This window comes from Terriglobia bacterium (genome assembly GCA_020072565.1).
Lineage (GTDB): Bacteria > Acidobacteriota > UBA6911 > UBA6911 > UBA6911 > JAFNAG01.
Genome location: JAIQGI010000015.1, coordinates 105,048 through 124,600, shown reverse-complemented (window position 1 = coordinate 124,600; position 19,553 = coordinate 105,048). Strand labels below are relative to the sequence as shown.

17 protein-coding genes are annotated in these 19,553 nt (G+C 59.6%); 9 read left to right on the top strand and 8 right to left on the bottom strand.

The genetic code is table 11. The features are described 5' to 3' along the window. Positions 1-239: 239 nt before the first annotated feature. Complete coding sequence (locus tag LAP85_11305) at positions 240-686, bottom strand: pyrimidine dimer DNA glycosylase/endonuclease V (protein ID MBZ5496979.1); 447 nt, start codon at positions 684-686, stop codon at positions 240-242. Positions 687-979: 293 nt separating this feature from the next. On the opposite strand from LAP85_11305, the gene LAP85_11300 reads away from it, so the two are divergent. The 6 genes from LAP85_11300 (at position 980) to LAP85_11275 (ending at position 9,859) form a co-directional block, all read left to right on the top strand. Then, a complete protein-coding gene (locus LAP85_11300) occupies positions 980-1,894 on the top strand; it encodes a helix-turn-helix domain-containing protein (GenBank protein MBZ5496978.1) in 915 nt (304 codons plus the stop codon). A 550-nt stretch (positions 1,895-2,444) separates the two neighbouring features. Then, the gene (locus LAP85_11295) at positions 2,445-5,705 is read left to right on the top strand and encodes a carboxypeptidase regulatory-like domain-containing protein (protein ID MBZ5496977.1); all 3,261 of its coding nucleotides are present in this window, start codon (positions 2,445-2,447) and stop codon (positions 5,703-5,705) included. A 42-nt stretch (positions 5,706-5,747) separates the two neighbouring features. Next, complete coding sequence (locus tag LAP85_11290) at positions 5,748-6,422, top strand: hypothetical protein (protein ID MBZ5496976.1); 675 nt, start codon at positions 5,748-5,750, stop codon at positions 6,420-6,422. Further along, the gene (locus LAP85_11285) at positions 6,419-7,135 is read left to right on the top strand and encodes an ABC transporter substrate-binding protein (GenBank protein MBZ5496975.1); all 717 of its coding nucleotides are present in this window, start codon (positions 6,419-6,421) and stop codon (positions 7,133-7,135) included. Before LAP85_11290 ends, LAP85_11285 begins: the two co-directional genes overlap by 4 nt. After that, positions 7,132-7,275 carry a hypothetical protein gene (locus LAP85_11280; protein ID MBZ5496974.1) on the top strand — a complete coding sequence of 48 codons (144 nt, stop codon included), beginning with the start codon at positions 7,132-7,134 and terminating at the stop codon, positions 7,273-7,275. The genes LAP85_11285 and LAP85_11280 overlap by 4 nt, the downstream gene beginning before the upstream one ends. Before the next feature lie 265 nt (positions 7,276-7,540). Then, on the top strand, positions 7,541-9,859 hold the full coding sequence (locus tag LAP85_11275; GenBank protein ID MBZ5496973.1) for a DNA polymerase II: 2,319 nt from the start codon (positions 7,541-7,543) through the stop codon (positions 9,857-9,859). A gap of 166 nt (positions 9,860-10,025) precedes the next feature. On the opposite strand, the gene LAP85_11270 is transcribed toward LAP85_11275, so the two are convergent. Then, the gene (locus LAP85_11270; GenBank protein ID MBZ5496972.1) at positions 10,026-11,411 is read right to left on the bottom strand and encodes an alkaline phosphatase family protein; all 1,386 of its coding nucleotides are present in this window, start codon (positions 11,409-11,411) and stop codon (positions 10,026-10,028) included. Positions 11,412-11,439: 28 nt separating this feature from the next. Next, complete coding sequence (locus LAP85_11265) at positions 11,440-11,679, bottom strand: hypothetical protein (GenBank protein ID MBZ5496971.1); 240 nt, start codon at positions 11,677-11,679, stop codon at positions 11,440-11,442. A gap of 313 nt (positions 11,680-11,992) precedes the next feature. On the opposite strand from LAP85_11265, the gene LAP85_11260 reads away from it, so the two are divergent. Next, the gene (locus LAP85_11260; protein ID MBZ5496970.1) at positions 11,993-12,670 is read left to right on the top strand and encodes a hypothetical protein; all 678 of its coding nucleotides are present in this window, start codon (positions 11,993-11,995) and stop codon (positions 12,668-12,670) included. A 15-nt stretch (positions 12,671-12,685) separates the two neighbouring features. Here LAP85_11260 and LAP85_11255 read toward each other — a convergent pair whose 3' ends face one another. From LAP85_11255 to LAP85_11245, 3 genes are all read right to left on the bottom strand, one after another. Next, a complete protein-coding gene (locus tag LAP85_11255) occupies positions 12,686-13,642 on the bottom strand; it encodes a rubrerythrin (GenBank protein MBZ5496969.1) in 957 nt (318 codons plus the stop codon). 90 nt (positions 13,643-13,732) lie between these two features. Further along, positions 13,733-13,927: a hypothetical protein gene (locus LAP85_11250; protein ID MBZ5496968.1), complete on the bottom strand. Its 195-nt coding sequence runs from the start codon at positions 13,925-13,927 to the stop codon at positions 13,733-13,735. Next, a complete protein-coding gene (locus LAP85_11245; GenBank protein MBZ5496967.1) occupies positions 13,914-15,320 on the bottom strand; it encodes an SGNH/GDSL hydrolase family protein in 1,407 nt (468 codons plus the stop codon). The genes LAP85_11250 and LAP85_11245 overlap by 14 nt, the downstream gene beginning before the upstream one ends. Before the next feature lie 83 nt (positions 15,321-15,403). On the opposite strand from LAP85_11245, the gene LAP85_11240 reads away from it, so the two are divergent. Together LAP85_11240 and LAP85_11235 are read left to right on the top strand one after the other, a co-directional pair. Beyond that, positions 15,404-15,787: a VOC family protein gene (locus LAP85_11240; GenBank protein MBZ5496966.1), complete on the top strand. Its 384-nt coding sequence runs from the start codon at positions 15,404-15,406 to the stop codon at positions 15,785-15,787. 516 nt (positions 15,788-16,303) lie between these two features. Further along, the gene (locus LAP85_11235; GenBank protein MBZ5496965.1) at positions 16,304-17,857 is read left to right on the top strand and encodes a DUF1566 domain-containing protein; all 1,554 of its coding nucleotides are present in this window, start codon (positions 16,304-16,306) and stop codon (positions 17,855-17,857) included. 17 nt (positions 17,858-17,874) lie between these two features. Here LAP85_11235 and LAP85_11230 read toward each other — a convergent pair whose 3' ends face one another. Together LAP85_11230 and LAP85_11225 are read right to left on the bottom strand one after the other, a co-directional pair. Further along, on the bottom strand, positions 17,875-19,098 hold the full coding sequence (locus LAP85_11230; protein ID MBZ5496964.1) for an aminotransferase class V-fold PLP-dependent enzyme: 1,224 nt from the start codon (positions 19,096-19,098) through the stop codon (positions 17,875-17,877). An 80-nt stretch (positions 19,099-19,178) separates the two neighbouring features. Then, on the bottom strand, positions 19,179-19,535 hold the full coding sequence (locus LAP85_11225; protein ID MBZ5496963.1) for a dinitrogenase iron-molybdenum cofactor: 357 nt from the start codon (positions 19,533-19,535) through the stop codon (positions 19,179-19,181). Positions 19,536-19,553: the final 18 nt, after the last annotated feature.

Sequence of the window (19,553 nt, the reverse complement as noted above, 5' to 3'; positions counted from 1 at the left end):
CGATCGCGGCGTAATCCGCGCGGCATCAAGCGAAAGATGAGTAATTACAAACTCAGGCCACGGAAGCGGTCTGGCACGGAAAGGCTGAGGATCGAGGATCATATCCAAATCATTAAGTGAACAGTATTGGGGCTAAGGATATCTTCTTTGGTGGCGTGGCGGAAACGTTCCTCAAATACCGCTTGCGGCAAGTCCGGCGCTGCAACATTGAAGGGCCGCACGAAAAAGATCCTTCCATTTCAGAGGTTGGTTTCGCGCACTCCTTTTTCCCATTCCGCAACGCCACCGGGAGATACGCGAAAGAGCGGATTTGGCCGCGGGCGCTTCACTCTCGCCAACTGGGCCCACCGCTTCGGATCGCGTGTTCTAAGTTTTTCCATCAAGTGATGCCACTCGAATTCGAGCTGGCCGCGCGTAACCGTGAGGTGGCCGGAAGCTCCGGAGGAATTGATCTTCTCGGCCACAAAACGGTAACCACGGTTCACCGCCTCTCTGTGTATGATCCGCAAATACTCCGCGATGAATCCGACTGGAAGAGACTGCTCCCGAAACCGAACAAGCTGTGGGTGGTGGACATATCCACTCGTCTTTCCCGTAAGTACGGCTTGCGCAAGAAGTCCTTCCCGCCACAAAGCAACCAGCCCGCGAGCGTCAAGGTATTTCGGATGCAGGCTCCAAATTCGCATTGTTGCCGTTAGTTGTCGATCGCCCAAGGTGCTGCCTGGGCTGCCACTAGCTCTGGATCCCGATTTGGACAGGCGATAACGATAACGCAAATCTTCCACGGTCGCAATTTCGGAGAACAGTGAGGGCTCGATTGGAATATTTCGGGATGACGGATCATGAGATCGACGGGCTGTGAGCCGCAGAGCTTCATCCACACAGCCGGGACAAGGCGTGTGCAGAAATTCCGCATCCTGCAGCGCCCGCTCTGCTAAGATAGCGGTCCAATCAGGAAACCTTTCGGAGTTACGCCTCGATGGCAAGAGAAATGCTTACCACAAAGGAGGTGGCGGAATATCTCAGTATCAACGAGAAGCAGGTATACCGGCTGATCAAGGAAAGGAAGATTCCAGCCTCCAGGATTACCGGAAAATGGCTTTTCCCCAAGCAACTGGTCGACGAATGGGTAATGGACAGCGCCAGGGAAAATGTCGGAGCCCGACTCCAACCAAGGCCTTCGGACAATCAGGTTGTGATCGCCGGAAGCAACGACCTCGCCCTTGAGCTTCTTACGAAGAACGTCAATCTCCAATTTCCTATCTACACCATCTCAATGTCAAATATCGGGAGTCTCGGCGGACTTGTTGCGCTCCAACGCGGGTCTTGTCAAATCGCCGCCTCCCATCTCCTGGATGTGCAAACAGGTGACTACAATATCCCGATAATCAAAGAGCACTTTTCAGACTTGGACGTCAAGGTTCTTAATCTCTGCTACCGCGAGCAGGGGCTTATTGTCAAAAGCAACAATCCACTGGGAATCCAGGGTCTCGGGGATCTGGCAAGCAAAAAGGCGATCCTCGTGAATCGGCAGGAAGGATCGGGAAGCAGAGTGCTCTTTGACTATAAACTGAAGCAGAAGGGGATCGATCCGGCAGCTATTCAGGGTTATGCTAAAATCGCGTGCACGCACATGGAAGTGGCTTTGGATGTCTTCAGCGGTTCCGCAGATGTGGGAATAGGAATTCTCGCCGCCGCAAAAATGTTGGGACTGGGGTTTGTTCCCCTCGCAACGGAGCGGTTTGATCTGATTGTTCCGGCCGGAAATTTCTCGACCGGAGCGGTTAAGGCCCTCCGGCAGGTTCTGGGCTCCGAAAAATTCAAGCTCGACGTAGCTCAAATGGAAGGATATGACACTCGGGACACAGGAAAGATACTGTATGAGAGCCACTAGCAAATCAGCTCGACTGCCCCGCGACTTCCAGCGGAACCGTCCTCTTTGGAACCGGTACATCGTTTTGGCAGGCCGTCCCGACTAGAGGAGGGAAGAGCCCTGCCCCTCAAACCTTTGAAAAAATCGAGATATCGTCGGCTTCGATGTGGGCGCCGGCGGCCGACGACGCCCGAAGCAGCCCCAGATCAGCATTTAAGTACCTTCCTTTGAGTGGCTTAAACAGAAAGACTGCAGGTCGCGTCTGGCAGCCACGACCTACGTGGTTTCATCCGTTGACATGAATGGCCGTTATTTCACAGCTTTTCGGCCGCAGTCATTCGCCAACCCACAGCCTTACTCGCCCCAGGCCAAGATAACTGTTCCCATAGGCACATGCTTGGCTGATAATAGGGGCCTTAAGGTTATTATTTGTTAGTATTCGTTATTCTCCTCCTACAGCTACAGGGGCACCCCGCATCTGGTACCCATGTGGAAACTGGAGGTTTGGATAAGGACTCTTATGATGGCTGTGGATAGAGCGCTGGCTTCTCAATCTGACCGGAGAAGGTCTTTGCAGTTTAAGTTGGCCCAATTTGTGTTGCTTGTCGTTGGCTTGATCGGAACCACCTCGTCATCCCTTCCCCAAAGCATCACGGCCACGCTCGTCGGCATAATCAACGATGACCAGGGCCTGCCGGTGGCCGGTGCCGATGTGGCCGCGACCAACCAGGAAACCAATCAGATTCGCACAGTGCCAACGTCGCGCGAGGGCGCTTTCACTCTCACTCACCTGCCTCCAGGCCTCTACCGCGTCACCGTCACTGCGCCCGGGTTTCGTGTGTTTCACGAGACCGCCGTGCCGCTCGAAACCGGCGAAGTGCGTCGCATGGCCGTGCTCCTGCAGGTTGCCTCAGTGCACACCGAGGTTACCGTCGTCGCCCCGTTGCGTCGCCTCGACACCGATACACCGTCAAGAGGGGATCTGGTTCCTGCCAGACTCCTGGAGGCATTGCCGCTCAACGGTCGCAACTACGGCGACCTTGCGGTGCTCGTGCCGGGCATTTATCACCGTGTGGGTGAGGATGAACAGGGTGATGGTCTGTCGGCGTCGGGCGCTCGCGCCGACTCGGCCGGCTTTACGCTGGACGGTGTCGTCAACAGGTCGGACCGCAATGCAAGGGCGGGGGTAGCCGTGTCTCTGGATGCGATCCGTGAGTTTGACGTCCGGACATCCACCTATGATGCAGAGTCGGGCCGTACGGGCGGAGCGCAGGTGGCGGTAGTCTCAAAATCCGGCACCAACCGTCTCGCCGGCTCCTTCTTCGATTACCTGCGCCACGACGCCCTCGACGCCCGCAATGTATTTGCTCCTCCGGGAGAGTCGTTCCCTCTGCGCCGGCAGCAGTGGGGCGGTTCCGTGGGCGGACCGATGCGCCGCGACCGCGCCTTTTTTTTCGCGGCCTACGAACGGCTGCGCGAGCGCCGGTCGCTGGCCGCCGCCACTACCGCGCCGAGCGCGGCCTGGTTGCGCGGCGACTTCCGCAACCTTAGGGGCGCCGGTCCCGACGGCATCTGGGGCAACGCCGATGACACAAATCGCCTCGTTGATCCCTTCACCCGGAAGGAATTTCCCACGCCCAACGTAATTCCCGACTCGATGATTGATCCTGTAGCGCGCAGGATCCTGCCCTTCATCCCGGCGGCGAACCTCTCCGATGCTCTGGACGCTTACACTGCTGTCGGCCACACGCGCGACGATCGTCACCTGATCACAGGGAGGTTCGATACCTTCTGGCGCTCCGGCGCAAGCCTGTCCGCGCGGTGGTCAGGCGAACGGGACCGCGGCTTTGATCCGTTCCCGTCGCTCCGCACCTTCTACCCGGGTTTTGGCCGCCAATCCAGCGGCAGCCTGGACTCCATCGCCGTCATCGCCACTGCGCCCATCGGGGGAGGATGGCTGAACGAGGCGCGCGTTGGCTACTTTGGCCACACTCAGGATACGGCAGGCCAAAATCATGCGACCGACTTCGTCTCGCAGCTTGGCATCCCGGGTCTGAACACCGACCCCTCTCTTTGGGGTTTCCCTTCTATTCGCATCGACGGCTTTGCCGATTTCGGTGATCGGCCGAATGATCCCTCGAGCTTCAATGTGCGGAATTTCCAATGGGCTGACATGATCACTCGTGCGCGCGGGCGCCACACACTGAAAGCAGGGGTTGACATCGTGCGTTCGAACTACCGGGAGACGGACTTGCGCAACATACGAGGTGACTTCCGTTTCCGCGGCCGCAACACCAACCCCGGCAATGGCACATCGAGCGGCTTCCGCGCCTTCGCTGACTTCCTGATCGGCCTGCCGGATCAAACCGGGCGCCAGGTCGGCGCCGAACCTGCCAGGCTGCAGGGATGGCAGACGGGCTTTTTTATTCAGGAAGACTGGCGAGCTGCAAAAGCATTGACGCTCAGCCTCGGACTTCGCTACGACCGCCAGACACCCCTCGACGAGGCTTCGAACCGGTTCGCCAACTTCGTTCCCGAAATCGGCCAAGTGGTGCTGGCCGGCGATCCGCGGTTTCCGACAGCTCTTGTCCGAACGGATAACGACAATGTCGCTCCACGCATCGGCTTTGCCTTCCGTCCATTCAGCGGTAGCTCCACGGTGATCCGCGGCGGTGCGGGCGTTTACTACAGCATGGAGGCGTTCAACGTCACGCGGCAGCAATTGGGCGTGAGCTACCCGTTCGTGCAGCGGGAGCAGTACTCGCGCCAGGGGAATAACCCGCGGTCCCTGACCTTCGCCAATCCGTTTCCGGCCGAGCGTGTGTCTGTCCAAGGCGTAGACCAGCCGCTCGGAATGGCGGTCAACTACGAGGCGCCCGTGTATTACCAGTACAACCTGACAGTGGATCGCGAACTGGGACGCGACCTTGCCATCGAGGTCGGCTACGTGGGTTCACTGGGACGCCATCTAGGTCGGCGCTACAATCTCAACCAGCCGATCGCGGTGGATTTGCAGCCCGACGGCACGCTCGTGACCATACGGCCTTTTCCTGCATTTGCCGACATCCAGTTCCAGGACCAGACGATCCACTCGAGCTGCAACGCGCTGCAGGCATCGGCTCGGCGCCGGATGTCCGGCGGACTCACGTTCCTGGCTGCGTACACCTTCAGTCGCACGATCGATACCGGCTCGGTCAGCACCGGTAACCTCACCAACGTGTCGACCAGCGGATCGCAGAAATCACCGCAGAACATCTACGATATGCGCGCCGAGAGGGGATTGTCGGACCTGCACCGGTCGCACCAGTTCAGCACGGCCTTCAGGTGGGCTCTGCCGATCGGATCGGGCCGGCGCTTCCTGGCTGAAGCACCGTCGATGACGGATCGGCTCGTCCGCAATTGGGAAATCAGCGGCATCGTGACACTGCTCTCGGGGCGGCCTTTCACTCCCCAGTACGCGGCCGGCGACTTCGCGACGCAGCGTCCTGATCTGGTCTCGAGCCCCTATGCTGACGTGCCTGCCGGCCTGTGGTTCAATCCCGACGCCTTTGCGCGGCCGATGGCGACGCCGGCCCGGCCCTCTCTCGACGGTAATGCCGGGCGGAACATCCTGGCCGGCCCGGCGTTCAAGAACTTGGACCTGGCTCTCATGCGGACGTTCCGGCTGCACGAGCGTGCCGCGCTGCAGCTGCGTGCCGAAGCATTCAATCTGTTGAATCACCCGAATTATCAGCTGCCGGTTTTCCTGCTCGACCAGTCGAACGTCGGGCGGGTGACTGCCACGGCAAACAACGCCCGCGAGTGGCAGCTCGCTGCGCGGCTGATGTTCTGAGGGCCGAGGTGGGTTTATACTTCACTCGTATTGGAGGATGTCATGATTTACGGCTGGTTTCGTGTTCACGACGGCTTGCTGGCGGCGGCGCGCATTCCGCCGATCGCCAGATTCCGCGAGCGCATCTCCACGGCTGAACTACTGCTTTTGTTCCTATGCGGCGCCGCAGCGGCTTCCGCCACCGGCTTCATCCGCCTTGGCCTGCGCATTCCGGGCCACGCGATTGTGCTGGCCGTGGTTCCGATGGCGCTGGGCCTTGCTCTGGCGCCGCGACGACTCGCGGGTTTTGTCATGAGCGCCGGGGCGTTCGGCACCGCGACCGCGTTCAGCCTCGCGGGCCTGACCAACTATGGCACGGGCGCAATCATCAGTCTGTCTGTCACGGGCCCGATCATGGACTTCGCCCTCGCCCGGGCACGCAGCGGCTGGCACCTCTATCTCCGCCTGGTGCTTGCAGGAATGATCGCCAACCTGCTGGCGCTCACATCGAGAGGCGCGAGCAAGCTGCTGGGGCTCGACCTTGCCAGCATGCGGCCATTCGCCACCTGGTGGTCGCAAGCGGTCGTTACCTACACGTTATGCGGCGCAGCGGCCGGCCTGATCGCTGCGCTGTGCTGTTTCCGCTTGCGGGGTCGAAAGTCACAGCCTCGAGTTGCAACGTTGCCGGAAACCACAAATCCCAGGGAATCGATCAATCAACCGGGGATACGCTCGTGATCTATGTCGGCATCGACGACACGGACATCATCGGCACGCCGGGAACCAACCAGCTCGCGCGCGCCATGCTGAAGCGGCTGGACAAAGCGGCGGACGGCGCCGTCATCTGTCGCCACCAACTCTTCTTCGATCCGCGCGTGCCGTATACCAGCAAGAACGGGTCGGCGTCGATCCAGCTGCCCGGCGCGAACGGAGTGGCCTTGGACCGGCTGATCGAGGTGCTGCGCGAGGTGATGCGGGGCTGGTTTGTGGCCGGCAGTGATCCGGGGCTCTGCGTTGCAGCAGAAGTCTCGGAGGAGGTGAAGGCGTTCGGCCTGCGTTGCAAGGGCGAGGTCGTGACGCAGGATGAAGCCCGGGCTCTGGCCGCGCGGGCCGGCTGCTACCTGGAAGGCCTGGGTGGGACCGAGCAGGGCGTGATCGGCGCACTTGCCGCAATCGGCCTGGTGGCGGGCGGGCAGGATGGCCGCGTTGTGCACCTGGCTTCATGGCCATACCCGGACGACTTTTCAGGATTGCATGACATGGCCGAGATCCAGGCACGCGGTGTTGCCGATATCCGGCAATTCGGGTTCGGGAGTCCGGTCACGCTGGGCCTGGTGGACGTAGGCAAGCGCCTGCGGCCGAGCTGGCGGGACGGCAGGATCGTGCTGTATGTGGTTCCTTCGACAGCACCCGAGGCGGCCGCACCCTGGAGCGCGGTCAAACTGCCGTGAAACCAACTGACCTCTTCCCGCGGGGCTTCTGGCCGGTCATGAACGGTGGTGTTGACGCCGCGCTCTACTGCTTCCTCTGGCTCTACTTCTCGGCCGCGGGCGCGGGACCGTGGAGCCTGGATGCAAAACGAAGGAAGTAACCCACGTGGGCGTGGGCGGCCCGACCGCGCCCGGCAAAGTGCATTTCCGGAACAGCCCCTCATGCGCCCGGCGCGCACCCTGTGACGCATGAAAATAGGGGCGATGTTGGGAGACATGAGGCGGGGCGCGTCTGGCAGCCGCGGCCCACGTAGAAAACGCCTCAACCGCCCGCCGGAGCACCGGCTAAATGGATTCTCTTTCCGGGCACATCAGCGCAATCTATTAGTAGTCGGCGCCGGCACACGGTAGAGTGCGGAGTGGAATATGCACCGCGGATTCATACTCCAGAGTACCTATCGCATCGAGGCGGCAAAGCCCGTCGTGTTGATCTACGGCAAGTTGGAGTCAGGCGGGTCCTTTCTGATCCGGGAAACGCGACAGATCCCCTCGTTCCATATCCGCCGCGCCGATGCGGAGAAAGCTCGCACGCTGGGAGTGGTCACCCGCGAGGAGGTCTCTCCGCGCTCAACTCTGCGCGGAGAACCGGTAATCCGGGTCGAGGTTCGAGTTCCCCGGGATGTTCCTCCCCTGCGCGAGAAGCTTGCGGCACGAGGCATCGAGTGCTTCGAAGCGGACGTCCCCTTCGCCTCACGCTATCTGACAGATCGGGGCATACGGGGCTCCCTCGAGATCCGCGGAACCTGTCAGCCGAGCGACCGTATCGGCGCAGTGTTCGAAAATCCGGACGTGCTGCCCGTCGACTGGACGCCCCAGCTGTCCATTCTGTCGCTCGATATCGAAACGGATCCGCATGCCGCCCGGCTCCTGTCAATCGCCTTGGCCGGCTGCGGAGTCTCCGAGGTATTGTTGTTCAGCCCGGCCGGTTATTCGTCTCCTGCCGGCGCCGTTTCCTTCGCCAGTGAAAAGGATCTTCTGCAGGGCTTCGTTCGTCGCATACTCGAGTTGGATCCGGACATGCTCACCGGCTGGAATGTCGTCGACTTCGACCTGGCCGTGCTGTCGAAAATATCGGAGCGGCTCGGCGTTCCTCTGAGCATTGGGCGCGGTCCGGAACCACTGCGCCTCCGCAAGTCCAATTTCGCCCGCGCGCCGAATCAGGCGATAGTTTCGGGCAGGATCGTACTCGACGGCATTGAGCTCCTGCGCGGCGCTTTCGTGCACCTCGACAGCTATTCCCTCGAATCCGCGTCCAGGGAAATCCTGGGGAAAGGGAAAGTCTATTCGGGCCCCGACCGCCCCGCCGAGATCCTCAGAATGTTCAAGGAAGACCGGGCTCGTCTGGTGGAATATAACCTTCATGACGCGCAACTGGTGCTGGCGATCCTCGACAAATTGAATCTCGTAGCCCTGGCGGTTGAGCGCAGCCGCCTCACCGGGATGCCTCCGGATCGGGTGGCGGCAAGCATCGCTTCCTTCGATTTCCTTTATCTGTCCAAACTATCACGCCGACGCATCGTGGCGCCGACCGTGGATGCGTCCCGATACTCGGGACCGCCGACCAGCGGAGGGCACGTTCTCGACCCCCTGCCCGGCCTCTATCGGAATGTTCTGGTATTTGACTTCAGGAGCCTGTATCCCAGCATCATCCGCACCTTTCAGATCGATCCGCTCGGCTATCTCCCTTCGCCCCAGTCCGGAGACAACCCCATCATCGCTCCGAACGGTGCCGCCTTCCGCCGCGAGTCCGGCATCCTTCCAGAAATCCTCGATGACCTGATTCCTCGCCGCAAGCTGGCTGAGGCCAATGGAGACAAGATCGCCAGCCATGCCATCAAGATCCTGATGAACTCGTTCTACGGGGTCCTGGGAACCCCGGCGTGCCGGTTTGCCTCCCCCGAGTTTGCCAATGCGATCACGGGATTCGGGCGGGATCTCTTGCTGTGGTCCAAGGCCAGCATCGAGGGCCAAGGATATAAAGTGCTCTACGGCGACACCGACAGTCTCTTTGTCCTCTCCGGTGTGGAGAGCGCCGAGGAAGCCCGCGGCCTGGGACAACGCCTGGCGGATCGGCTGAATCAAGATTTGTCTGCCCATATAAGGCGCATGTGGCAGGTCGAGAGCAGGCTGGAGCTGCGCTTCGAGAAACTCTATCTGCGCTTTTTCCTCCCTCCCGTCAGGCACGGCACCGCAGGCGCCCGCAAGCGATATGCCGGGCTCATAGAGGAAGGTGGCCGCTCAGAGGTGGTTTTCACAGGAATGGAGGCTGTGCGGCGGGATTGGACCGATCTGGCCAAACGAGTTCAGCGCGAAATCTACCTGCGCCTGTTCAGCGATCTGCCCGTGGAGGATTATTTGCGCGAGACCGTGAAAGACCTGCGCGCCGGGCGCCTGGATCACATGCTGGTTTACCGCAAAGCTGTGCGAAAAGATCTTGATTCCTATGTGGCATCAACACCGCCCCATGTGGCTGCGGCGCGAAAGGCGACCGCCAAGCCTGGCGCTGTGGTCGCCTATGTCATCACCACGAGCGGTCCCGAACCCGTTACGGAACGGAGATCAGCCATCGATTATGAGCACTATGTTCAAAAGCAGGTTCGCGCAGTTGTCGAGCCGATCCTTGCGCTGCTCGATCTGGACTTCAAGCGCGTCAGCGGCGGTGAAACTCAGCTTGAACTCTTCTGAAAAATTTGCCCGTCCCCGGATTTCTCGTGCTTGATCGTTCAACTCGTTTACGGGTAAAGACAGGCAGATGAGGATGAATCCTATGGTGATGCTGAGAGAGCAGTAGAAAATGGGGACCGTCAGCTGAACTGTCACAGAAATCCCGGCGGCCGCGACCCACGTCGGATTAGTGTTTGGCATTTTTCATTTTGGCCTCGAGATCACTGAAATTGAGCTTTGAGTCCCGCGTGATGACCGCCGGCGGCAGCCGTCTCCGCTTGATATCAAAACAATCGAGCATGTCGTTGGACCTGCGATCCCGCTCGGTCAGCGGCTTGAGGCCGAAGCGGGTCTCGATCAGCTTCAGAGGCGACGTAAAGTCAAAATGCGTGTGGCAGATAAATCCGGATTTCGCATAAGGGGAAATGACGATCGCGGGCACCCGTGGACCAAAGCCGTACTTGTCGACCTCCGGAGGAGGCACATGATCGTAGAAGCCGCCGTAATCATCCCATGTCACAATGATCACGGTGTCGTTCCAATACCTGCTCCGCATCACGGCATTGACCAACTCCGTCACATGCCACATGCCGCGTTGCACATCCGCCGGAGGATGCTCGCTGTCCGGAGCTGTAGGAACAATCCAAGCCACTTCGGGAAGGTGATTGGACTGCAGATCCTCAAATAATGTGGAGAGCGATACCAGGTGTTCCATCAGCTTGGGGTTTTCTTGAAACGATCTGAATCCCGGCAGCGGGTTCCACAAGCTATGTGCTTTCGGGTTCGGCTTCTCATCGTAATATTTCCAGGACACATTCGAGGCCTGCAGCAACTCCGCCATCGTTGGAAAGGTATAGACTCCATCTTCCCTTGCGATCCCCGGAGGCGGATTGTTCACCAGGCCGCCGGATTGAGCCGCTACCGTGTACAGGTGATTGGGCTCGCTGGGACCCATCAAAGATGAGAAGAAATTGTCACAGAGCGTGAATCGACGCGCGTATTCCCAATAGTTGGGAATCTCGTGATAATCATAATAGGAAAGGGTATTGAGCACCCAATCCGGAGGCGGGCCTGGGGGGGGCGTTGATGCCGACTTTCCGCCAAACTGTCCGCCCCGTGCTGCCAGACCCTGGCGTCCCCGCCCTCTTGCCGCTTGAGCGCCGACCGGCTTGGGGTGAACCAGTTCGGGATCCGGCTGGGGGACTTCTCCCTTCCAGTAGTACTGCAATGCCCGCGGCCACTCCGCCCAGAGGAATCCATCCATTTTCCCGTTGTCGTAGGCGGTCTTGGCCGCTTGCCAGCTGTGCGACAGGTCTTGCGGGATCGTGAAGGTATGAAGATGAAATGGGGCAACCTCCGGCGGCCCCCCGGGACGATAGGGCAGTTTGGTTTCCGGGGGAATGCCATTGGCGCCGGGGAAAGTGCCAAAGTAATTGTCGAAGGTGCGGTTCTCTTGAATGATGTAGATGAAGTGGTTGATCGGAATGGCCGGGGAGGACGGCCCCGGGTTCGGAGCCCCAGCCATCGACAACCACACGGCCAGCCCGATCGTGAGGCCTGCACGGGCAATCATGAATCACCTCCACCCTTAGTTTCGAGTCTTACTGTGTTTCAATGATCACTTCGATTTCGTTGGAGCGAATCAACTCTCCCGCACCAGGAATCTCCAGCCGCAATATGTATTTTCCCTTGGGGACCACGGCATCGAATTCATTTTCCGGCCAAAGGGAACTGCCGCCGTCCCCCCATGCATGTCTTAACAAATCCATCGTCGCGCTTATGGTTTTGCCCTTTTCGAGAACAAGCCGCGAGCGCACTGCTACGATCAGCACGCCATTCAAATAACGCTCATGATATACCATTGTGCTCACCTCTTAACATATATCCATCTCCGTGGAGTTGCCGAGAAATCGCAGCCAGCTCTGAATTCCAGCCGGCCGCTTACCTGCCTTGTGCGCTGGCGGCGCCCCAGCAATTTGATTTGCCCTTGCGCCGCTGGTGGCGAGGTCCTATAAGTGGAAGGCGTGCGCGAGGACGGGTTCCGGATAAAATCGGAGGCATTCGGCATAGGGGCTGAATTCACAAGCGAACTGTCGAAACAGGGTTGCCTTGCATGGCCGTTCTGACAGGAGCCGACATGAGAAAACGAACTGGGTGCGGTTGGTGCGCCTGTTGCGGCACTGTGTTCGCGGCCGCAATCATGATGACAAGGAAATCTGGATTACGGAGTGGAGTGCGCACGGCGCCGGGAACTGGGCCAGGAGTGGCGCCGATCCGGTCACTACGGCGATGTTTACTCAGGCCGCCACCCGCATGCTGCTCTCAATTCTGCGCCATCCCGAAGTGACGCGCGAGCTGTTCTTCACTTTGAATTTCGACGCGCAAGGCCATTCGCATTTCATTCGTGGAGCCGACGGCAAGTACCGTCCTGAGCCGGTGGCGCAGATCCTTGGATGGATCGATCGCGCCGCAAACTCCGGAGCACGCTTCCAGCGAGTCGTCGAGCAAGGCGCGGCTCCGGTTTCGCCCGGAGTCTCCTTCGGCGACGCCTACAGGGAAGTCGAGGGTGCGGTCTTTCTGTCGGCTGGCCAGACAACGCTCATTCTTCAGAATGCAGGCGCTCGAGCGCGCACCTTTGACCCAGCCGGCGGCGGCCGGCTGCCGGCACCCAAGAGCGTCGAGATGATCAGCACGTCGGATCTGAACGATTCCGAGCGCCACGCGGTTCAGATAAGCAATGTCCCGGCCACAGGTCCGTTGCCAGTGCCGCCCTATACCGTGATGCGCGTGGTCTGGCCAGGCGAAGTCTCATTCCCCAAATCGCTGTTTTAAAAATCCGGGTTCCTTTTAGGCGCTCCCGATGAGCACACCTGTAATGAAGACGAGGACACCGCCCAGTCCGACCTGCAGGGCAGCGGAGATGGCGGGCGTCTCCATGTAGCGGTGCCGGATCCAGGAGATCACCCCGAGTTCGACTACCACCACCAAAGCAGCAATCACCAGCGCGATCAGGAATTTCTCAATCAGGAACGGCAGCGTGTGGCCAATGCCGCCGAGCGCCGTCATCAGCCCGCAGATGACACCACGCACCCAGGGATGCCCCCGCCCCGTGAGGCTCCCGTCATCAGAAAGCGCTTCAGCGAAACCCATGCTGATGCCGGCGCCGAGCGAGGCTGCCAGGCCGACAGCAAAGGCATCCCAGCTGCTGCGCGTGGCGAAGGCGGCAGCGAAAACAGGCGCCAGCGTGGAAACCGACCCATCCATCAGACCTGCCAATCCCGGCTGAACGATCTGGAGAACGAAGAGGCGCCGATTGGCTTCGTCCTCCCGCCCTTTCACATCGGCAGGGAGCTTTTTTCTTTCGAGCTCTCCGGCGCGCGCTTCGTGCGACCTTTCTTCCTCGGATAAATCGTCGAGGAGTTCCCGTATGTGAACATCTCGAGCCTGCGCCGCGGCGCGCTCGTAAAAGCGGCGCGTCTCTACTTCAATTGCAATTGCCTGGTTGCGAACGGCATCCAGTCCAAGCGGCCGCACCAGCCACACCGGTTTGCGGCGGATAAATCCTCTGATGTCCTGACGCCGGATAAGGGGAATGTGCTCGCCGAACTTGTTTCGGAACAGCTCGAGCAATCGTTGGCGGTGGCCCGATTCCTCGGCCCGCATGCCGTCAAAGACCGCAGCCGAAGCCGGGAAATCCTGCCGCAACCCTTCGGCGAAATCGGCGTAGACCCGCTCATCCTCTTCCTCCAGGGAAATGGCGAGTGCCAGAATCTCACGTTCGGATAGACTGTCGAAGCTGCGCATTCGTTCCCTCCTCGTGGCTCAACTTTAGCCAAGTGTACAACGCGCGCTATCGTTAAGATCAACTATCAGGAGAAACAGCGTAGCCCTGGGTCAGAGAAGCTGGGGAGCCCACCCTGAAATGGAGGCAGCGAAGCAGATGCCGTGCGTGACATAGCGGCCCGTGGATGAGATCACCGTGCTGAAGTCGGGGGTGGATTCGGCGATCCGCACCATCCGGTACCCCAGGGCGGAGGTAGCCTCCCCATAAAGTTCGGCCTCCAACTCGGCGTGTTCAAACGCGGGCATATTGACCTGGAGGAGTCCTCATCCTCTCGAAAAAGTCGACCCCGGTCAAGCTCCAAATCCACGACCACAAACGGTCTGCACACGGCACAATTGCGGGGCGTTGCGGAAAAATGCCCGATCGATTTCGCGGCCCACTCTCCTTATGCAGCAGCCAGCTGCCCACCAGGCGAACTGCAGAATTCGGGTTGTCCGGGGATGCTTCCGCGGTTCCCCGCAACTCGCCCGGTTCGCCGCTTACACCCATAAACCGGATTTTCAGGTTCTGGGGAGCGTTGGTGCAGCTGAAAGAAATGCCGGTCTTCGTTATCCGGAGATCGGCCAACCCGAGTGGCGTGTCCCTCTGGTCCTTGGAGTGAAATTTTAGATCGAGGCGTCCTTTCCAAGTCTTGCCCTCAAGATGAAACTGAAGCGTCATTTCCGCAGGTGACAACGGAGGCGGATACAGCAGCAGGTTGCCCGCCCACATGCCCTCGAGACTGGTTATCGCCAGCGGGACATCCCTGGGAACAGGTGCGATACCGGGAACCGGTGCTGGCGAAACGTCGAAATAGCCCCCATTCTTTTCGACCTGTTGCCATACCTCCCAGGCGGCGGCCTGGAGCAACTGCGCCTGTTCGGGCGGCAAATCAGCCAAAACGGCGATCTTCTGAGGCTCTGCCAGTGCGGTTTGGAGGTTTACCGGAACACCACTGATTTTCCCCGGTAATCCGGCTGGGCTTCGGCGAAAGATTGCTGAGTACAATACGCACCCGGCCAGGTAACTCCCGGCCGGCGAGGGATGCGACCCATCCACATAAAAGAGTTCCAGCGAAGGCTGCCGGCGCCGCACACTTGCCCAGGCGATCCCCACGGGAGCCACTTGGGCCCTGTTCTCCCGGGCCGCACGCATATAGGCATAGTTCAGCGCACCTTGATCTTCAGGGGTTGCCTTCCGTGCCCAGGTAAGATAGAAAAGCGGGATCGCACCCGTCTTGCGGACCTCCGCTGCCCATTTTTTCGCATAGGGCCTGAAGATTTCATCGCCGGCAATCCGCGGTCTCCCTTCCACGAAGTAATTGACGCCGAGCGTACTTTGTTCCTGCAATACCACGTAGTCCCATTTACTTTCGTGGAGTGCCTTGAGGGCTTCTCCCTTTTCCCAATGGTCTTTCAGCCGCCATCCACCAGGAGCCACCATCCGGGTTTCCACAGTTTGTTGCCGGCCGGATTCTGCCATCCTCGTCAGGATTTCGGGCACGTTATTGAAATAGGTGTAACTGTTGCCTATGAACAGGACGCGCACGGCGCACGATCCCGATGATTTCTCCTGGGAGGTGCTCCAGCCCGAAATTGCCAGGACCGTGCAGATACCGGCAAGGCATGATTTCAGAAATGCTCTGCGGATCAGTTTCATGACAAGGACTCCATGTAGATAACACTTTCGTTCCATCCGCCGGTCAGTCGACATGCGGAAGATCGTGACCGAGCCATCATGCCATGGATGAGTTTCGTCTGAAAACGAAGGATTCTCGGGCGACTCGCCGGAGGCTTTCCCAGGATTCCGTAGAAAGCGAATCAAGCCACACGGTGCAACACGCAGAAGCCAAAATCGGCGACTCGATCATCATGATGGGGGAGGCTCAGGGGGAGTGGAAGCCCAAGCCGGCCACGCTCTATGTCTATGTCGACGACGTGGATGCGGTTTACCGGCGCGCGCTCCAGGCTGGTGCCACCTCCCTGCGAGAACCGGCCAACCAGTTCTACGGAGACCGCAGCGGAGGAGTCCAGGACGAGTCCGGAAACCAGTGGTGGATCGCGACCCACATCGAACACGTAACGCCCGAAGAAATGGCGAGGCGTGCCCAGGCCGCGGGTCACTGACTGCTGGCTCTCGGATTGCTCTCGATACCGGCACTCGGGGAAAGAGGAGACACCTGCCTATTTCGGCATCACAAATCTCAAGCGCTCCCCACTATTCAAAATAGGTTGGCGTCCCCCCTTTTTCCCACGCCCGGTCCCCTGTAAAGTGATGAGATTGGTCACCCCCAGGTGACGCAAAACCTCAGTAATGCCGGCCAATTCACATGGAATGGGCGCGGCAGGAACTTTCTCTGCCAACGCGGTATGCGCATAAATATTGAAAATACGAATATTTATGGGTTTGCCGACATCCTTTCAGCAGAATGAGCGCCATTTGGCATAGTCATTGCTTGAATTGGGCATGGCGTATTGCGCCCTCCTACTCCCCCAGCGGCAGATGCGATTCAGGGTGAGTGATCCCCTCTACGCTCCCGCGGGTGATTGTGTCCATCTCACCCCAGGACGGGTGCAATTCCTCCAATCCCCGGAGGAATATGGGAATCAACAAGGCCGGCAAGATCAGGGAGGGGTTTGAGAATGAATAAGACAACGGTGTTATTTCTGCTATTGGGTTTGACGGTCTCGACGATGATGTTCGCCGATCAGAGGGATCGTTACAACGACAAGCAGTTGATCATCATCTCGGCCGAAGTCCTGGATTATGGCCACACCCCCTATGCGCTGCAGATCAGGGGTCGATATTTTGGCACTTACAAGCCAATTGTGACGTGGGCTTCAGTGCCGGTCACCGTCGCTGAATTTAAAACATTACCGGACGATTGGCAGGTCATCACCGTACTGCTTCCCACCTACAAGCCGGCAGGAACAAATCCGGCGCCGGGCAGCTACCTGCTCCAGGTGACGCGCACCAACAGGCAGGGAAAGGCCGCGGAGGAGAATGGCAGTTCCGATGTGTTTGATGTGACCATCGGGGCTGTCGTGCCGCAGGGGCCTGTGGGTACCGGTGGGCCAGTTGGAGCCACAGGTCCGCAAGGACCGGCTGGACCGGCAGGACCCGCTGGACCCGCTGGACCGGCAGGACCTCAAGGGGTAAAGGGAGATACGGGAGCCACGGGTCCCCAGGGACTGGCAGGGCCTGCTGGGCCTCAGGGAGCAAAGGGAGATACGGGTGCCACAGGTCCCCAGGGACTGGCAGGGCCTGCTGGGCCTCAAGGGGCGAAAGGAGATACCGGAGCCACGGGTCCCCAGGGACTGGCAGGGCCTGCTGGGCCTCAGGGAGCAAAGGGAGATACGGGAGCCACAGGTCCCCAGGGACTGGCAGGGCCTGCTGGGCCTCAAGGGGCGAAGGGAGATACGGGAGCCACAGGTCCCCAGGGACTGGCAGGGCCAGCTGGGCCTCAAGGGGCGAAGGGAGATACAGGAGCCACAGGTCCCCAGGGATCGGCGGGGCCAGCTGGGCCTCAAGGGGCGAAGGGAGATACAGGAGCCACAGGTCCCCAGGGATCGGCGGGGCCAGCTGGGTCGGCTGGACCGGCGGGGCCTCAAGGTCCAAAGGGAGACACGGGAACCACAGGTTCGCAGGGACCGGCAGGACCCGCTGGACCGGCAGGACCTGCTGGACCGCAGGGCCCGGCGGGATCAGGAAGTTCGCCAGCCGCCGGTCGATGTTACGACAACACCAATCGATTCGTGGACTGCGGCAACGGTACGGTGACCGACACGCAGACGGGATTGATCTGGTTGAAGAACCCGGGGTGCTTCCCCGCCATGGACTTTGCAGCAGCAAACAACGCGGCGGCGAGTCTGCACAGCGGCCAGTGCGGCCTGACGGATGGTTCGGCAGCGGGTAGTTGGCGCTTGCCGACACAGAACGAGTGGGCGGCGATTCTGAAAGCGACCTGCTATGGACCTGGAATCGCGACGATTCCCGAAAGGACCGGAGTCGGCTGCTTCGATACATCCGTAGCAGACCCGTGGGCCGATGGTGTGCAGGTGAACATCTACTGGTCGTCTGCTGCCTACGCGGACGTTTTCGGCGCCGCCTGGTTCGCGACCCTCTATTGGGGTTATGTCGACTACACCGGCAAGATCAACACGTTCCTCGTGTGGCCGGTGCGTGGTGGGCAATAGCGGAGTGCCGATTCGTTTCAGGCGAGTGTACTTCCGGCCGGCTGAAATGCCCCTGGCACTGCCGTGCGGGATCTCCGCTTGCCGAGTCTCATGGAGGCGATTTCTGATACGGCGTTCACGGCCGTCAGAATATGGTCTTCGGTGTTGAAGGGGCCAATGCCGAAACGCACCGATCCCTTGATTTTGGCCGTACCCAGCTGCTCATGCACCAGAGGAGCACAGTGAAGGCCCGTGCGGCAGGCGATGTCGTAATCAACATCGAGCATGGTTCCTGCATCTCCTGCTTCCAGCCCTTCGATATTGAAGCTCATGACGGATAGATGGTTCGTGAGGCTGTCCTGGCAGTAAAGGGTGACTCCTTCGATCTCTGCCAGGCCTTCCCTCAAACGCGCGGCCAGTGCCATTTCCTGCTTGTGTAGCGTTCCAATTCCCTTCTCCTGAATCCAACTCACGCCTGCATGAAGTCCGGCCGCTCCCAATATGTTCGGGGTGCCGTACTCGAGACGAAAGGGATAGTCTTCAAGGTGCAGACGCTCCGCCGAGCGTACCCCTGTCCCGCCGGCGCGTGTCTGCCGGATATTGATTCCTTCCCCGATGTACACCCCTCCGATTCCTGTGGGCCCGAGCAAGGATTTGTGGCCGGTAAAGGCAAGCACATCCACGTTGTCATTGCGCACGTCGATTGCCAGATGGCCAGCAGTCTGAGAGGCATCGACGGCGAAGGGTATGCCGTGTTCGCGGCAATGACGTCCAATCTCCCGGATCGGCTGGACCGTCCCGATGACATTGGATCCGTGGTTGACGATCACCAGACGAGTTTCGGGACGGAAGCGGCGACGGATCTCGCAGGGGTCGACGAATCCGGAGCCGTCGAAGGGAACGTAGTCCACCTCGACACCACCATATTTCCACAGGTGATACAGCGGACGCAGCACGGAATTGTGTTCGAGCGTCGTCGTGATGGCGTGGCTGCCCTCGGCCAGCATGCCGAAGATGATGAGGTTGAGCGCATCGGTAGCGTTATAGGTAAAGCAGAGCCTGTTATAGTCGCCGCCGCTGAAGAACCGGGTCAGCAGCCTTCTTGTGTTATCCAGCAACTCTCCCGCCTCCATGCACAAGTCATAGCCGGAGCGTCCCGGATTGACGCCGGCACGGCGATAGAACTGGTCCATAAAAAGATAAACAGACTCCGGTTTCGGATAGGAAGTCGCGGCATTGTCCAGGAAGATCAGTTTTTCCATGATAAGACCTCGGTTCAATGAAACTTGCCTGCTAGCGGGATCAAAGGAAGAGTATTGACTCGAATCCTCTCGCAATCGGGTCAGGCCATAGCCGTAACGGATTCGCAGTTTTTACGGGCGGATTTCGTCCTGGACTGCAGTTCTCCCAGCACGAATCGACGGACGACATCGTCGATGGGGCCCTCGACGCCGGCCATGACCTCGATCCCCCACCAGCTCAGCACGGACTTCGCGGGCGTTCCGATATTTCCGACAATCAGGTGCTTGATCGAGTTCCGGCAAAAGAGTTCAGCCCAATATTCGTGCTTGCAGCCGGGATTCGGAATGATGAATGTCTCCTTGATTTTCCCGTTCTCGATGTCCACGATCGTGCAGGCCGGACAACAGCAGAAATCTGATGATACGAAATCCTGATCCGTAGCGATGGCGATTCTCATGTGATTTCCTTCCAAGGC

What these genes read in the sequence shown, in the direction of transcription:
- LAP85_11305 (MBZ5496979.1), bottom strand. Translation starts at nt 686, where the DNA reads ATGCGAATTTGGAGCCTGCATCCGAAATACCTTGACGCTCGCGGGCTG.
- LAP85_11300 (MBZ5496978.1), top strand. Translation starts at nt 980, where the DNA reads ATGGCAAGAGAAATGCTTACCACAAAGGAGGTGGCGGAATATCTCAGT.
- LAP85_11290 (MBZ5496976.1), top strand. Translation starts at nt 5,748, where the DNA reads ATGATTTACGGCTGGTTTCGTGTTCACGACGGCTTGCTGGCGGCGGCG.
- LAP85_11275 (MBZ5496973.1), top strand. Translation starts at nt 7,541, where the DNA reads ATGCACCGCGGATTCATACTCCAGAGTACCTATCGCATCGAGGCGGCA.
- LAP85_11270 (MBZ5496972.1), bottom strand. Translation starts at nt 11,411, where the DNA reads ATGATTGCCCGTGCAGGCCTCACGATCGGGCTGGCCGTGTGGTTGTCG.
- LAP85_11255 (MBZ5496969.1), bottom strand. Translation starts at nt 13,642, where the DNA reads ATGCGCAGCTTCGACAGTCTATCCGAACGTGAGATTCTGGCACTCGCC.
- LAP85_11250 (MBZ5496968.1), bottom strand. Translation starts at nt 13,927, where the DNA reads ATGCCCGCGTTTGAACACGCCGAGTTGGAGGCCGAACTTTATGGGGAG.
- LAP85_11245 (MBZ5496967.1), bottom strand. Translation starts at nt 15,320, where the DNA reads ATGAAACTGATCCGCAGAGCATTTCTGAAATCATGCCTTGCCGGTATC.
- LAP85_11240 (MBZ5496966.1), top strand. Translation starts at nt 15,404, where the DNA reads ATGGATGAGTTTCGTCTGAAAACGAAGGATTCTCGGGCGACTCGCCGG.
- LAP85_11235 (MBZ5496965.1), top strand. Translation starts at nt 16,304, where the DNA reads ATGAATAAGACAACGGTGTTATTTCTGCTATTGGGTTTGACGGTCTCG.
- LAP85_11230 (MBZ5496964.1), bottom strand. Translation starts at nt 19,098, where the DNA reads ATGGAAAAACTGATCTTCCTGGACAATGCCGCGACTTCCTATCCGAAA.
- LAP85_11225 (MBZ5496963.1), bottom strand. Translation starts at nt 19,535, where the DNA reads ATGAGAATCGCCATCGCTACGGATCAGGATTTCGTATCATCAGATTTC.